This is a genomic window from Fluviicola taffensis DSM 16823 (assembly GCF_000194605.1).
Lineage (GTDB): Bacteria > Bacteroidota > Bacteroidia > Flavobacteriales_D > Crocinitomicaceae > Fluviicola > Fluviicola taffensis.
Window position 1 is genome coordinate 4,484,980 of sequence record NC_015321.1, and the last position, 15,109, is coordinate 4,500,088.

Sequence of the window (15,109 nt, forward strand, 5' to 3'; positions counted from 1 at the left end):
AAAGGTACAGGATTTGAACCACATAGATTCATAGACCACATAGTTTTACCCTTATTGCCTGTGCAAGCAGTATACACAAAAAGTCATCACAGCTTATGTGTTCTATGTGGTTAAAAGAAAACCCCGATCCTGAATACAGAACCAGGGTTAAATCTAAATTGAATTTTACTAACGCGTAAATAACATTTCTCTGAATTTTGGCAATGGCCATAACTCATCGTCTACCAATAACTCTAATTTATCTGCGTGGTAACGGATTTCGTCAAAATAAACTTTTACCTTATCACAATATGCAATTGATTTCTCTTCTGCATGCTCAATTTTATTGGCATCTTTCCGAGCTTGAAGCATGGTATCACACGTTGCTTTCATGGTATTCAAGTGCGTAGAAATCTTCGTAACCAATTCAATTTGAGCTTTAGCGGCATCTTTTCCAGCCTTTTCACCCAAGGCATTCATGATTCCTTGAATATTTGTAAGCAAACGATTTTGGTACTCAATTACCGCTGGTAAAATATGTGTTTGAACCAAGTCACCCATCAAACGTGCTTCAATCTGAATTTTCATGGTGTAACTGTCGTATTCAATTTCCTGACGAGCTTCTAATTCACGTGGAGTCAAAACCCCCATTTCATCAAATAATTGAATAAATTTCTTATCTCCCCAAGCTTTCAATGCTCGTGGAGTATCTTTGAAGTTGTTCAAACCTCTTTTTTTAGCTTCCTTTACCCACTCATCTCCGTATCCATTTCCTTCGAAACGAATCCGCTTGGATTCTTTGATTAAGATTTGAAGTTCTTTCAAAATCGCTTCGTCCTTCGCTTCGCCTTTTTCAATACGAGCATCTACACTCACTTTGAACAATTGTAATTGTTTCGCCATAATGGTATTCAAAACAATCATTGCAGAAGCGCAGTTTGCAGAAGAACCTACTGCACGGAATTCGAATTTATTTCCTGTAAAGGCAAACGGAGAAGTTCTATTTCTATCTGTATTATCCAACATAATTTGAGGAATCTTACCGATATTCAATTTCAACTCTGTTTTTTCTTCTGGAGTCATTTTTCCAGCTTTCACATTTTGCTCCAACTCATCCAACATTCCCGACAATTGAGAACCGATAAACGTAGAAATAATTGCTGGAGGAGCTTCGTTTGCACCTAAACGGTGATCGTTATTTGCTGAAGCAATACACGCACGCAACAAATCATCGTTATCGTGAATTGCTTTAATCGTATTCACGAAGAAAGTTAAGAACTGTAAGTTTGTTTTTGGATTTTTACCTGGTTGCAACAAGTTCACTCCTGTATCCGTTGACAAAGACCAGTTGTTGTGCTTTCCAGATCCGTTGACACCAGCAAATGGTTTTTCATGCAACAACACACGGAAATCATGCTTACGCGCAATTTTCTCCAACAAATCCATCAATAACATGTTGTGGTCATTTGCTAAGTTACATTCTTCAAAAATAGGCGCACACTCAAACTGATTTGGAGCAACCTCATTGTGACGAGTTGTAACTGGAATCCCTAACAAAATTGCTTCGGTTTCAAACTCACGCATGAAAGCAGTCACTCGCTCAGGAATAGAACCGAAATAATGATCTTCTAATTGTTGTCCTTTTGCAGGAGCATGACCAAATAATGCGCGACCCGTCATCATTAAATCTGGACGACAATTAAACAAAGCTTGATCGACCAAAAAGTATTCTTGTTCCCAACCAAGCGTTGCATTTACTTTTGTAACGTTTTTATCAAAATATTGGCAAACCTCCACAGCAGCTTTATCTACTGCATGTAAAGCTTTTAATAATGGCATTTTATAATCCAAGGATTCACCAGTGTAGGAGATCATAATTGTAGGAATACACAGCGTTTTCCCGATTACGAAAGCAGGTGATGAAGGATCCCAAGCTGTATAACCACGAGCCTCGAATGTATTGCGAATTCCTCCATTTGGGAAAGAAGAAGCATCTGGCTCTTGTTGAACCAACAATTCACCATCAAAACGCTCAATTGCGCGACCTGGTCCAACAGGCTTGAAGAATGCATCGTGTTTTTCTGCAGTTGTTCCAGTTAATGGTTGAAACCAGTGTGTATAATGTGTGGCCCCTTTTGTTAATGCCCAATCTTTCATTGCTGAAGCAACTTGATCAGCCATTTTACGATCCAAACGCGTTCCATTTTGAATAGACTCCATCATCGATTTGTATGCATCAGATGGAAGGTATTCCCGCATTACTTCTGCATGAAATACATTCTTTCCAAATAAATCAGAAACTTTTCCATCGTAATCGATGTGTTTTGGTGTACGATTGAGTACATCCTGATACGCTTGTAACCGTTTTGTTGCCATAAATTCAAAATTTTTGACAAACTTACACTTTTTGAAGGGGGTAATCGAATAAAAAGTATAAAATTTTATAAACACCCCCTATTTAATTTCAATATTCTTATAAAAAAAGAATTTTAATTCAAAAAAGGAGTCTTTTTATGTATTTATTCGTTTCATAGATTCTTCTGCCATCCAATTTTATTTTGTGTTAAATTTTAATTTCAACTAATTTTTCTATTTAAAAAGCGGTATATTTCTATATAAATAATTGATAGCCATGAAATTATTAGACTTATTCAAAGTAAAAAAAACACCCGAAGCACCTGTATTGAGTAATCAAAAAGAGAGCTCGAATCATTTAGTGATCATTCAATTTTTCTATGGTATTGAAGATCTTTCAGAATTAAATCATTTGGAAAATGAATTGAGGTTGCGATTGATCGAATCTGAAATTGGGAGCTATAACGGTCATGAGATTTCATTGGACTTTGGAGATGGTTATTTATTCTTTATTGGAGAAGATTCAGAACAAATTTATGAATGTGTGAAACCTATCTTGGAGAATTATTACTTCATGGATAAATCCATTGCAACCTTACGCACAGGTACTTTCGAGCAAGAAAATGCGCAAGAAAAAGATTTTGTTCTACGCTTTTCAAAACTTGCTAAAAACTAATCAGAATCATTTCTTTTAATTTGGTCTCAGTGAATCTATTTTAGATTTAAGCTGTTATTTTTCCCTGAATGAACATTTAAATAATTCGTATTTTCGGGTTCAAATTACACCCATGAAATCATTTTTACTTTCTATTACCTTCTTATTTTCCATTGTATCAATTGGGCAAAACAAGCTTCCTTCAAAAGAAATTGATCAAACTCGATTAATCAAAGAAATCACTTTTTCTAAAATGGAAAATGGTGATATTACCATATTATACTGGTTTCCTATTAATTATTTTGAAGTTGCATCTGCAAAAGACCCCAAGCAAATAACTCCTGAAATGGTTTCCATCTTCCAAGAAATTCTAGGAAATAAAACAATGGTTCTCGGAGTGACTGGCAAAATGAATCCAACCTCAAATCAATTTGAAGCAAAAGATGAAAAATATATTCGCAGTAATATATCCATCACACAAAATGGAAAAACATACAAACCAATCAGCGCCGAGAAATTAAGTGATGAATTAAACATGTTATCCGGACACATCAAACCTATGTTTGAGCAAATGCTAGGTGCTTTGGGTGCTGGAATTTGTGTTTTTTACTTTGACATTACCGACAATGCGGGAGAAAATATTCTGACGCCTTTTTCAGACCTAGATTTCACCCTTGGAATTGGTGCAAACAAAGGAATCTATCACTTGCCTTTGTCTTGCTTTTATAAGGATTCTAAATGTTCTAACGACGGCGAAACCTTTCCCGCAAATTATGAGTTTTGTCCATATCATGGTTCTAAATTAATTAGTCAATAATCTGAAATAGAATTCTCAGATTATTACCTATTTCAAGTTCTATTAAATAGGAATAATTACTTTTACAATCCAAATAGTAAACAACATGAAAAATACTGCCCTTTCCCAAGTTCATGAAGCTTTGGGAGCGAAAATGGTTCCATTTGCTGGATACAATATGCCAGTTCAATACGAAGGTGTAATTGCAGAACACGAAACTGTTCGAAATGCAGTTGGAGTTTTTGATGTTTCTCACATGGGGGAGTTTTTAATTTCTGGTCCAGATGCATTGGATTTAATTCAACGAGTTACTACAAATGATGCTTCTACTCTAACGATTGGTCGCGCGCAATATTCGTGTCTTCCAAACGGAAAAGGTGGCCTAGTAGATGATTTAATCGTTTACCGAATCAAAGAAGAAGAATATTTGTTGGTTGTCAATGCTTCGAACATTGATAAAGATTGGGATTGGATTTCTTCGCACAATACGAAGAATGTATCAATGAGAAATCTTTCTGACGATTATTCGTTATTGGCAATTCAAGGTCCGAAAGCAGTTGAAGCGATGCAATCATTGACTTCTGTAGATTTATCCGCTATCAAATACTACCACTTCGAAGTAGGTCCATTTGCTGGAATCGAACATGTAATCATTTCGGCTACAGGTTACACAGGTTCGGGAGGTTTTGAAATCTATTGCAAGAATTCAGAAGTGAAACAAGTTTGGGACAAAGTGTTTGAAGCTGGTGCTGCATTCGGAATTAAACCAATTGGTTTGGCTGCTCGCGATACCTTGCGTTTGGAAATGGGATTCTGCTTATACGGAAATGACATTGACGACACGACTTCTCCGCTTGAAGCAGGATTGGGATGGATTACCAAATTCACCAAAGACTTTGTGGATGCTGAAAAATTGAAAGCAGAAAAAGAAGCAGGTGTTTCCAAAAAACTAGTTGGCTTCGAAATGATTGATCGTGGAATTCCGCGTCATGACTATCGCATTTTGGATGCAAACGGAACTGTGATTGGAAGAGTAACTTCTGGAACTCAAGGTCCGAGTGTAAAAAAAGCAATTGGAATGGGTTACGTGAATACCGAATTCGCTGCAGCTGATAGTGAAATTTTTATTGAAATTAGAGATAAAGGAGTTTTAGCGAAAGTGGTTAAGATGCCGTTTTATCAAAAGTAAAACGTCCCCTGTCATTTCGTCCCGATAGTAATCGGGATTCCGTCATGTGTTCTCGATACATCCCGACTGAAATGTCGGTACACTCGAACTGACAAGACGGAAGTATCGAGAAAGACAGGAGAATGAAACATATTCAAGTGGAATTGTTGCGGCAGTTCCACTTTTTTTGTGGACAAATTTGTGAAATCAACTGGTTCGTTTCGTTTTTTTAAGTAGTATTGGAATAGCGAAACGCGCAAAACACGATCTACTGAAGACCTCTCTAAATCTTTTCGATTGATTTTCAATAACAAAACTGATAATAAGTGGTTGTAAGTAGTTATGGAGTTGCGCCTATATACAAGTTATGCGCAATCGCACACCCGCCCCATGGCTTGAAAAGCAATAATTGACGATTACATTTAAAATGGATCAACACAACAAAAGCTACGGGAGTAGCATTTTGGATAAAGTCTGTTACGGATAAACCGTTCCAAGCATTGCTCGAGAGGAGCATGTTTGAGACGTGATACGTCAGACAGACTTTACTGAAGTTAGCACATAAAAATGACAAAGTCAAGTTTTAGTAGCTAACTGAGTGTGTTGAGGAGATTTAAATGATTGCTCGTCATCAATAGCTCGACCAGCGCCTATACGAAGTATAAGAACCATTCGAGTTATTGAAATTATTTGCATTTCAAGCATGTGACGTACTGGTGGCGACTGTTCTGTTTTGTATATTAGCATATTAAAAAACACGCATAACTTGCGCTTAGCGCCATTTTTCTGCCGCAGGCGCAACACAGAAAAACGGCGCCAAGCGCTGATCGTTAGCGGTAATTTTAAAAAGACAACTATACATCAAAGAATGGAACGATATGAATACTTTAAACTTTTTCACGTCCTTGGCACGGCTGACTATGTTTTATTGACAAAAAACCTAAAAACAAAAACCTTTAAAAAGGGTGACTTTATAACAGTTGCAGGACAAACACAACGAGAACTTTACTTTGTAAAAAGCGGTGTTCAAATGGCATACTTTGACACAGATAATAAGACACACGTATTAGCTTTTGCATATTCACCAAAATTTTGTGCAATTGCCGAGTCATTTTTGTTTCAAGTCCCGTCAAAATACTTTCTAACTTGTCTTACAGATAGTGAATTTGACTATATCACTTTTGAAGAACTTCAAAAACTATTTGACCAATCCCAGCAAATTGAACGACTTTTTAGACGAATGACGGAAGTTGTTTTGGCAAGTGTTATTAATAGACACATTGAACTTCTCAGTTTGACGATTGAAGAGCGTTACAAAGCATTTTGTAAGCACAGCCCTCATCTACTTCAACTTGTGCCACACAAGTACATTGCGTCTTATTTGGGAATTAACCCAACAAATTTTAGTAAATTGTTTAACACGGTAAAAATATAATGTTGGTCTAAACAAACATTTGATTTCCGAACATTTAAGACTTTTGCAACAAATATTTTAAGTATTGTAAACTTGAGGTTTATGTTTTGAGTTTTTTCAGACACGGACTTTATTAACAATCTTGAACAATTAAAATTTAGAAATGAAAATATATAGTAAATCAAATTTTAAAGAAGAAACAAAAGATCTAATCTATTTTGAAAATTGGGTAAAACAACTAGAAAAATTTAATAACAGACAATATGAACGTTATGAGATTAGAACTTCACTTGGTAAGACACATATTTGGGGCCTAAATACAAATGACGAAAAATTAGATACACTTGTTGTTTTTCCAGGAGCAAGAACAACTTCTTTGATTTGGGATTTTGATAAAGGTCTTGATAACTTAAATCATAAAATGAGAATTTTTATGGTAGAGACAAACGGTCTTCCAAATTTAAGTGACGGTTCGACACCAGACATTAAATCCTTAGACTATGGATTATGGGCAGCTGAAGTTTTCGAAAAGCTCAAAATTGAAACCGCATTTATTGCCGGCGCCTCTTTTGGCGGACTTATTTGTATGAAACTTGGAATTGTAAAACCGGAAAAAATAAAAGCCACCTTTTTATTAAATCCCGGTTGTTTACAACCTTTTTCATTGACACTTAAAAATCTATATTATAACATTCTTCCTTTAATAAAACCAAATGAAAAAAACGTCAGGAAATTTCTTGATAAGGCAGTTTTTTCTAAACCAAATCATAAGTTATCTGACTTTTCAGAAAAAATGCTTGTTGACTATGAAGTTTTTGCGATTAGCCGATATAAGGACAAGACACAAAAACCTTATTATATGGACAAACAACTTGAAGATGTAAAAGCTGAAACATATTTGCTTGTTGGAGACAAAGACCTATTATTTCCTTATCAAAAATCAGTTGATAATGCACAAAGGCAAATTAAGACTTTGAAGGAGACAAAAATTTACAATAACGTAGGACACGGAATTGAAACATACGACAAAGCGTTAAACTATATTGGTGAGAAAATAAAAAACTACCGCTAACAGGCGTTTGGCTCAATGGCGGGTGAAGTGGTTAATTGAACATTCTACCTCGCATCAACTTTTGTGGTGTATTGACAGTTTTGTGCTCCGAAATCTGCCACTGCGCCAAGCGCCAAACCGTTACAGCAAATAGCCCAGGGCATCATAACTCCCTGAAAGACGTTTAACTAAAAAGTATTCCTATGAAAAGCATTTTGTATTTAGCCGTTGTTTTTTTTCTTATTGTCTCATTTAATAAGGCTGAGGCCCAAAATATGGATCCTTATTCTATTAATTTAATTGTTTCTGCTGGTGTAGTAAATGATAAAATTGTATTAGGCGCAAAATCAGAAGGAATGTACCCTACTACTGGATATGAAATTACCTATTGCGCAGAAGTGAGTAAAAATGAAGTTTACATTAAGTTCGGAAATATTAATGCCCCTGAAGAAGGATTAACAGTTTTTGCGCCAGCAACGTGCTACATTGACTTAGGAAAACTGGAGCATGGTGAGTATAAAATCACTTTTGAACACAATCAGAAAAAAACAAACGGAAAATTAATTGTAGGTTCTACGATAGAATTGACGATAGATGTAGGCAGTAATATTAAACCTAAATAGTACGTGCTATAACACGCAGTAAGCAATATGGCGCACAAACTTGCTCGAGATGAAGCGTCACATCGTCTCCTGCCAAAACCTTCCATGCAATTTTAATGATCAATGTATAGACTTCTTTTCATACTGACTATTTTAACCTTCGCAAGTTGTAATAATCAAAGCCACACCACGGATAATTCCGCAAGTGAGCCCGATAAATCAAAAAAGACATTTGCTACTTGCTTTGCTGAGGTTGACACCACAAAAACGGGCCAAAGCATAGGTTGCACAGGAGGAACTTACAAACTCATAAATGACAGCTATGTAATTCGCATATTTCCCAACTTCCCAATTCAATTTGATAGTTGCTATACCGTAACAATTGACAGTTCAAACGCAGAACGACTAACAGAACTATTGGTATTTGACAACAAGGATGCAACCCTTTCAAACATTTGTACTGACATCATAATCACCAATATTCCTAATCCGACAAGACGGTTGCATGCTCAAAGTGGACAATTAATTATCGGATTTAGTGACCCAACGGAGCTCTATGGCAACCAGACACATCAAACAACTGTTTTAATAAAAAAAATGGTATTTATTGACCCTAAGACGGGAGAAAAAATAGAACTAGAAAATGAAATACTTTGGAAGGTTCTTGACACGGGGACACCTGGCTGATATAAAAACTACTATTAACAGTCATCCGCTTCAAATAATTACTTTTAAAGACTAAAATCTACCAACAATGAAAAAAATAGCATTTATTTTAGTGACAAGTCTTTTCGCTTTGACCGTATTTGGACAAGATATTACAGGACAATGGAATGGTGTCTTAAAAGTTCAAGGAACACAATTAAGACTTGTGTTTCATATTACGAAAACCGACAAAGGCATTAGTTCAACAATGGACAGTCCTGATCAAGGTGCAAATGGAATTCCAACAACAACGACAAGTTTTGAGAACTCCATCTTAAAAATCACAATTGCAAACGCAAAAATTGAATACGAAGGCACATTCGGAAAAGACAACATTATTGTTGGAACGTTTAAACAAGGTGGTCAGTCCCTTCCATTGAATTTATCACAGGAAACCATTGAAAAAGAAAAGCTTGTACGGCCACAGGAACCAACAAAACCATATTCTTATTATTCAGAAGATGTCACTTTTGAGAATAAAAAAGCGGGAATAAGCTTCGCAGGAACATTCACATTACCAACGAAAGAAGGCGTATTTCCAGTGGTAATTTTAATCAGTGGAAGTGGTCCTCAAAATAGAGACGAAGAACTTATGGGACACAAGCCATTTCTTGTTCTGGCCGACTATTTAACAAAAAACGGAATTGCAGTATTGCGTTATGACGATAGAGGAACAGCCTTGTCGAAAGGGGATTTTAATACTGCTACTTCTGCCGACTTTGCAACAGATGTAGAAAGTGCAATTACCTATTTGAAAACTAGAAAAGAAATCAATAAAAAGTACATCGGTTTAATTGGACACAGTGAAGGTGGATTAATTGCACCAATGGTTGCCAGCAAATCAAAAGACATCGCTTTTATTGTTTTGTTAGCGGGTCCGGGCATTCAAGGCGACCAGATACTTTTGCTGCAACAAAAATTAATTGGAAAAGCGTCAGGAGTTAGCGACGAAGATTTACAAAAAACCGAAAGCATCAATCGAAAAGTATTTGACATTGTAAACAAATCAACCAATCTTGAACAACTTGATAGTGACTTAACTCATTTTATAAAGCAAAGTCTAGCAGATAATCCGGATACCGAAAAGCCCGAAGGAATGAGTGATGACGATTTTGTGAAATTGCAAGTCAAACAAATTATAAATCCTTGGATGCTTTATTTTATGAAGCACAACCCTGCACCAGTATTAGAGAAGGTAAAATGTCCTGTATTAGCAATTAACGGGGAGAAAGATTTGCAAGTTCCACCAAAAGAAAATTTAGAAGCCATCAAAAAGGCCTTAGAAAAAGGTGGCAATAAAAATGTCACGACAAAAGAACTCCCGAACCTAAATCATTTATTTCAAGAATGCAATACCGGTTCGCCAGACGAATATGCCGCAATCGAACAAACTTTTTCACCAATCGCTTTGGCAGAAATCCTAAAATGGCTAAAAACGCAAACAAACTGAAAAAATGCAAACAAATAATGTTTTAACAAGGAAACACAAATTGATGTGGCAATTCCACTTTTTTGTGTAGTATTGAAAAGCGAAACGCGCAAAACAATATACACTCAACACCCTCTAAATTTACTGATTGATTTCCAATGACAAAACTGATAATAAGTGGTTGCAAGTAGTTGTAGAGTTACGCCTATATACAAGTTGGTGGCTATTATACCGCCTGACAAATCAAATGACACAATAAAATGAAAAAAGACTTTTTTGCATATATAAGAACTGAAGAAGCTGAGCTCAAAAAAATTTGGAAGAATTCTATATTTACTTTTGACGCAAACATATTATTAAATTTTTACAGGTATAGAGCTGAAACAACTAGTACTTTTTTTAATTTACTTGAAAAAGTTAAGGATAGAACTTGGCTTACAAATCAAGCTGTTCAAGAATATTTTAATAATCGATTAATCGTAATTTCTGAACAAGAGAAAGCATATTCTGATTTAAAAGAAGGTATAACAAAACACGTTGAAGATCCTTTAAATAATCAACGAAAACATCCTTATGTTGGAAACGAATTATTAGAAGAATTCAAATTAATTGCAAGTAAACTCAAAACAGAATTAGATAGTAGAAGTCAGGAATATTCTAAAAGGTTAAGTAAAGACGATATTTTAGAAAAGATCATAGAAAATTTTGATGAGAAAGTCGGCTGTGCTTTTGATGAAGATAAAACATCAGAAATATATAAAGAAGGAGACAAAAGATATAATCTTGATATTCCACCAGGATTTAAAGATAAAAACAAGGGAGGAACAAGACAATTTGGAGATTTAATATTATGGAACCAAATTATAGAGTTAGCAAAAAAAGAGAAAAAAGATATTGTTTTCATTACTGATGATGAAAAAGAAGATTGGTTATATATACATAAAGGAAGGACAATTGGAATGCTTCCTTCATTACAAATAGAATTTAATAAACTAACCAATCAAAAAGTTTTTATTTATAATGCCCAAAGGTTTATTGAGGAAATTGGGAAATTATCAAAAACTACAATTACAGCAGACACTATTGATGAAATAAAAACTTTAAGAGAAGAGAACAAAATTTTATTCCAACACTTTGATGATTTATTCAACGATATTGAAATAACAGATGATGAAATTGACTTAAATATTAATAGAGGAATTCTATATCTTGCAGATTCTGAAGGTTGGGCAGAATTAGCACAACTTGGTGTTTTTTTAGTTCGAAATACAACGATTAATTATAGAAATTACGGATTTCAATCACTTAAAAGATTCATTGAATCGAGAAATATCTTTGAAATTAAATATGAGCAAATATCACCTAATGCTAAAAATGTAGACACAGCTTACGTTAGACTACAGAAAAAATAACAGCCACCAACACACGCTACAAGCAATTTGGGGATTTGGCTTAATGGAAAAATTGGTTTGTATTTGGAAGATTTGGCAAATCCGAAAGATGACGCTTATTTAATCCCAAACTGCTTGTAGCGCGGGAACGTTATAAACAATTTAAAGTTATGAAACAATGCAATTAGATAAGGAATTAAAAAAGCATATTGACAACCATGATGTGGAAGCAGTTCGAAATTTAGTATCAAATTCGACAGCTGAAGATTTTAGTATATCCATACATACTTGTTTAAATTTTAGGGATCCATGGTTTCCTTTAAAAGGATATGCCGACATTTGTGAAATTTGTTGTTCCTCAGGAATATTTGACCTGAACGTTATAGAAAACAAGAAGACACCTTTAACCGCCCTTGCAATGCAGTGTCATAATTCTACTGAAGAATATTCAAAATTATTTGATTCCTTTCTGAAAAATGGTGCTGATCCTAATGTTTTAGATGGTTATGGCTGGAGTAGTCTTGCATATGTAATTAATAAATTAAATGTTTCACCAAAGATTGTGGAATCTTTAATTGACGCTCAGGCTAATATTAATCTCATAGTTAGTTCTAAAGATTTTATTGGCATCAAGAAAAGATCCATTTTGGGAATGGCTTATTACAATTCCCCCCATTTTTTCTCCAAACTCAAGAAACAAGGGGCTACTATGACAGAAGAGGAGATATTGGAATTAAAAGAAAGGAATCTACCTTTAGAACCTGAGTCGAATTAAACTGTTTATAACAGAGGTTTTGCAAGAGTGGGGCGAAAACGCTTCGGTTGAAGGATTTCCGTTAAATTTATAATCTCTGCTCCGGACTTGGGTTTTCGGGTGCCCCCCACCTTCGCCAAGCCCGAAAACGTTAGCACCAACTTTATGAAGACGACATTACTACATATTGCATTTCTTCTCCTGACAGTTTCGACTTTCGGACAGACTCAACTTTTGAAGGACTATGACTTCAATAACGGAGGCTATTATATTCTTGGGACTTTTTCTGAAAGCGACAAAAATTCACTAAGAGACAGTATAGGTGAGTTTTACACAGATGACATTGCCATATTAAACAAGTTCAAAAAGGACTGGACATTTAAAAAGCCGGGGAAAATGTATGCTTGCGGTTACCACTACAATGTTTTTGTTTGTCGACAAGGACAAATTCTCGAATCATTTTCAATTAACTTGAACTGTGAAGAAATTGTAACAGACAAAGGTTACTTCTATTTTGACCCTAATTTATTAAGACAATTTTACGGAAAACTAAAAAAGCCTCATAACCAAAGACATTCTTTCACGACAATTCAAGAAGCAAGACAATTCAGGACCAGCATACTAAATGACACAACTCTCATAATGACCCCTGAGCCACTTTGGACAGAATACGAAGGCAGTTTTAGATTTACATACAAGTGCAAAGAAGGAACAAAAGATTGCTTGGACGAAGACGAAAAAATTTTCAAATCAATTGAAGCGGAGATAAAGAAAAAATATCCAGATGAAAAGTTCATATTGGAAAATGTAGGTGGTTCGTGGACAACAATTGAACTTGAAATCACTTGTAACAAATCCCTTTCCGACAATTTTGACCTTTATTATAGAGACAAAGAAGGTTATTTTGGTAAATGGAAACCGTTTGACTTAACACTAAGAACATATTGGACAACTAAGAGAAAATGAGAAAAGCTGGTGCTAACAGGCGTTTGGCAAAAAAGCGGGTTCAGTATTTAAATGAAAATTTGTGCTTCGTAACAAGTTCAGTGCTGGCATACACAGTTTTCGTCTCCGAAATCGCCAACTTCTTGTAGCTGCAAAACGTCAAACTGTCTAAAAACCCTTCCTTTTTCCAGAAACGAATTTTCATAAAAATCAACCTTTTTTGATTGCCAAAAAACTGATTTTAGCTATCTTCAAGTATGAAATTCATTCAAGGAAAAGATCGAAATCAGACAGAGTTTTTCTGTTTAGATCAAGCGGTTTCAGAAGACAATGAAGTGCGATTAATCGATTTGTTTGTTGGAGCCATAAAGCTTTCAGATTATGGTTTCGATATGTCGTTTATAGAGAACGGTCGGCCAGCTTACCACCCCGCTGATTTATTGAAACTCTTTATTTATGGGTATTTGAACCGTGTTCGTTCATCCCGACAATTGGAAAAGGAATGCAAACGTAATATTGAACTGATGTGGCTCATGAAAGGTTTGGCGCCCGACCACAATACGATTGCCAATTTTAGAAAAGATAACCCAAGAGCTATCCGAAAAGTGTTTCATGCAACGGTTTCGCTTGCCAAAAACTTTGAATTGATTGGTGGAAAATTACTGGCTGGTGATGGAACCAAGTTGCGTGCACAGAACTCGAAGAAAAACAACTTTAACGAAAAGAAAATTGAGCGTCATATTGCTTATATTGACGACAAACTCAATGAATACAGTGCTATCCTGGCAAGTGAAGACAATGATTTAACAGCGGAGAAAAAGCAGGAAATCAACGCTAAAATCGATAAGCACAAGCAGTACAAGAACAAATACGAAGCATATAAAAAGCAACTCGACGAAACTGGACAAGTACAAATTTCAACTTCCGATCCCGACAGCAGACAAATGATTGTGCGCAATAACATAACTGAGGTGGCATATAATGTTCAATCGACCGTTGATGCAAAACACAACATTCCAATTGATTTTAAGGTCACCAATAAAAACGATTCAAAAGCCATGGGTGCAATGGCTCGCAGGGCTAAAACCATTCTTGGAAAATCAGATTTCACAATACTTTTCGATAAAGGCTATCATACTGGAACCGAATTCGATTACGCACACAAACAAGGGGTAGAAGTATTGGTAGCTTTCCCTGATGTTGCTTCACATGCTCCAGATATTTCCTTTGATGTAGAACATTTCAACTACAATAAGGAGCGCGATGAATATACCTGTCCAGCTGGAGAGTTGCTCACCACAAACGGTCGTTGGTACAACAAGGCAAGCGGGAAAACGATCAACCGCGTAAAACACTATAAAACAAAAGCTTGTTTGACATGCAGTCTTTTTGAAAAATGCACACGCAATAAAACGGGGCGTTTCATCGAGCGTTCGGAACACATGGATTTAATTGACGCAAACAAAAAACGACTTCAACGAAACATGGAAACTTACCGCAAACGACAAGCAATCGTGGAACATCCGTTCGGTGTCATAAAGCGTCAATGGGATTTTTATTATGTGATGACTAAAAAGACAATGAAACATGCAACTGCAGATGTTGGATTGATTTTTACCTGCTACAATTTGCGTCGAATATTCAATTTACTTGACCAAAATGAGCTCAAAAATTTCTTAAGAGAACTTGGTTTTCTATTTTTGATTCTGAGCAGCCATTTCAAGACGATTTGCGAAGATTTTAAAGAAAGGATTTACTCCGAAACATTTTGTGAAACAAGTTATACAGCGCTCTTAAAACAGGTATATTTATCCAAAAAACAGATTGTTTAGAATCTTAAAATGGGTTTTTAGACGAACTGACGT

At 35.6% G+C, this 15,109-nt stretch carries 13 protein-coding genes; 12 read left to right on the top strand and 1 reads right to left on the bottom strand.

Annotated features, from left to right (window positions below):
• Nucleotides 1–168: 168 nt before the first annotated feature.
• On the bottom strand, nucleotides 169–2,355 hold the full coding sequence (locus FLUTA_RS19710; protein WP_043023965.1) for a glutamine synthetase III family protein: 2,187 nt from the start codon (nucleotides 2,353–2,355) through the stop codon (nucleotides 169–171).
• Between the two features lie 256 nt (nucleotides 2,356–2,611).
• Between FLUTA_RS19710 and FLUTA_RS19715 the strand changes: the two genes are divergently transcribed.
• From FLUTA_RS19715 to FLUTA_RS19770, 12 genes are all read left to right on the top strand, one after another.
• Nucleotides 2,612–3,010 carry a hypothetical protein gene (locus FLUTA_RS19715; protein WP_013688672.1) on the top strand — a complete coding sequence of 133 codons (399 nt, stop codon included), beginning with the start codon at nucleotides 2,612–2,614 and terminating at the stop codon, nucleotides 3,008–3,010.
• Nucleotides 3,011–3,122: 112 nt separating this feature from the next.
• Nucleotides 3,123–3,806 carry a hypothetical protein gene (locus FLUTA_RS19720; RefSeq protein WP_013688673.1) on the top strand — a complete coding sequence of 228 codons (684 nt, stop codon included), beginning with the start codon at nucleotides 3,123–3,125 and terminating at the stop codon, nucleotides 3,804–3,806.
• Between the two features lie 85 nt (nucleotides 3,807–3,891).
• Nucleotides 3,892–4,974, top strand: coding sequence for a glycine cleavage system aminomethyltransferase GcvT (gene gcvT / locus FLUTA_RS19725; protein ID WP_013688674.1), 1,083 nt, complete (start codon nucleotides 3,892–3,894; stop codon nucleotides 4,972–4,974).
• Nucleotides 4,975–5,719: 745 nt separating this feature from the next.
• Complete coding sequence (locus FLUTA_RS19730; protein WP_245545459.1) at nucleotides 5,720–6,388, top strand: Crp/Fnr family transcriptional regulator; 669 nt, start codon at nucleotides 5,720–5,722, stop codon at nucleotides 6,386–6,388.
• A gap of 142 nt (nucleotides 6,389–6,530) precedes the next feature.
• Nucleotides 6,531–7,439 (top strand): serine aminopeptidase domain-containing protein, encoded by a 909-nt coding sequence (locus tag FLUTA_RS19735; RefSeq protein ID WP_013688676.1) that lies wholly within the window; start codon nucleotides 6,531–6,533, stop codon nucleotides 7,437–7,439.
• Nucleotides 7,440–7,621: 182 nt separating this feature from the next.
• Complete coding sequence (locus FLUTA_RS19740; RefSeq protein WP_013688677.1) at nucleotides 7,622–8,041, top strand: hypothetical protein; 420 nt, start codon at nucleotides 7,622–7,624, stop codon at nucleotides 8,039–8,041.
• A 102-nt stretch (nucleotides 8,042–8,143) separates the two neighbouring features.
• Nucleotides 8,144–8,707 (top strand): hypothetical protein, encoded by a 564-nt coding sequence (locus tag FLUTA_RS19745; RefSeq protein ID WP_013688678.1) that lies wholly within the window; start codon nucleotides 8,144–8,146, stop codon nucleotides 8,705–8,707.
• Between the two features lie 67 nt (nucleotides 8,708–8,774).
• Nucleotides 8,775–10,175, top strand: coding sequence for an alpha/beta hydrolase family protein (locus FLUTA_RS19750; protein WP_013688679.1), 1,401 nt, complete (start codon nucleotides 8,775–8,777; stop codon nucleotides 10,173–10,175).
• A 239-nt stretch (nucleotides 10,176–10,414) separates the two neighbouring features.
• On the top strand, nucleotides 10,415–11,566 hold the full coding sequence (locus FLUTA_RS19755) for a PIN domain-containing protein (protein ID WP_013688680.1): 1,152 nt from the start codon (nucleotides 10,415–10,417) through the stop codon (nucleotides 11,564–11,566).
• Between the two features lie 157 nt (nucleotides 11,567–11,723).
• A complete protein-coding gene (locus FLUTA_RS19760) occupies nucleotides 11,724–12,320 on the top strand; it encodes an ankyrin repeat domain-containing protein (protein ID WP_013688681.1) in 597 nt (198 codons plus the stop codon).
• A 144-nt stretch (nucleotides 12,321–12,464) separates the two neighbouring features.
• Nucleotides 12,465–13,265 (top strand): hypothetical protein, encoded by an 801-nt coding sequence (locus tag FLUTA_RS19765; RefSeq protein WP_013688682.1) that lies wholly within the window; start codon nucleotides 12,465–12,467, stop codon nucleotides 13,263–13,265.
• 236 nt (nucleotides 13,266–13,501) lie between these two features.
• Nucleotides 13,502–15,076, top strand: coding sequence for an IS1182 family transposase (locus FLUTA_RS19770; RefSeq protein ID WP_013685580.1), 1,575 nt, complete (start codon nucleotides 13,502–13,504; stop codon nucleotides 15,074–15,076).
• Nucleotides 15,077–15,109: the final 33 nt, after the last annotated feature.

Coding starts and splice junctions, on each gene's coding strand:
- FLUTA_RS19710 (WP_043023965.1), bottom strand. CDS start 2,355: ATGGCAACAAAACGGTTACAAGCGTATCAGGATGTACTCAATCGTACA.
- FLUTA_RS19715 (WP_013688672.1), top strand. CDS start 2,612: ATGAAATTATTAGACTTATTCAAAGTAAAAAAAACACCCGAAGCACCT.
- FLUTA_RS19720 (WP_013688673.1), top strand. CDS start 3,123: ATGAAATCATTTTTACTTTCTATTACCTTCTTATTTTCCATTGTATCA.
- gcvT (WP_013688674.1), top strand. CDS start 3,892: ATGAAAAATACTGCCCTTTCCCAAGTTCATGAAGCTTTGGGAGCGAAA.
- FLUTA_RS19735 (WP_013688676.1), top strand. CDS start 6,531: ATGAAAATATATAGTAAATCAAATTTTAAAGAAGAAACAAAAGATCTA.
- FLUTA_RS19740 (WP_013688677.1), top strand. CDS start 7,622: ATGAAAAGCATTTTGTATTTAGCCGTTGTTTTTTTTCTTATTGTCTCA.
- FLUTA_RS19745 (WP_013688678.1), top strand. CDS start 8,144: ATGTATAGACTTCTTTTCATACTGACTATTTTAACCTTCGCAAGTTGT.
- FLUTA_RS19750 (WP_013688679.1), top strand. CDS start 8,775: ATGAAAAAAATAGCATTTATTTTAGTGACAAGTCTTTTCGCTTTGACC.
- FLUTA_RS19755 (WP_013688680.1), top strand. CDS start 10,415: ATGAAAAAAGACTTTTTTGCATATATAAGAACTGAAGAAGCTGAGCTC.
- FLUTA_RS19760 (WP_013688681.1), top strand. CDS start 11,724: ATGCAATTAGATAAGGAATTAAAAAAGCATATTGACAACCATGATGTG.
- FLUTA_RS19765 (WP_013688682.1), top strand. CDS start 12,465: ATGAAGACGACATTACTACATATTGCATTTCTTCTCCTGACAGTTTCG.
- FLUTA_RS19770 (WP_013685580.1), top strand. CDS start 13,502: ATGAAATTCATTCAAGGAAAAGATCGAAATCAGACAGAGTTTTTCTGT.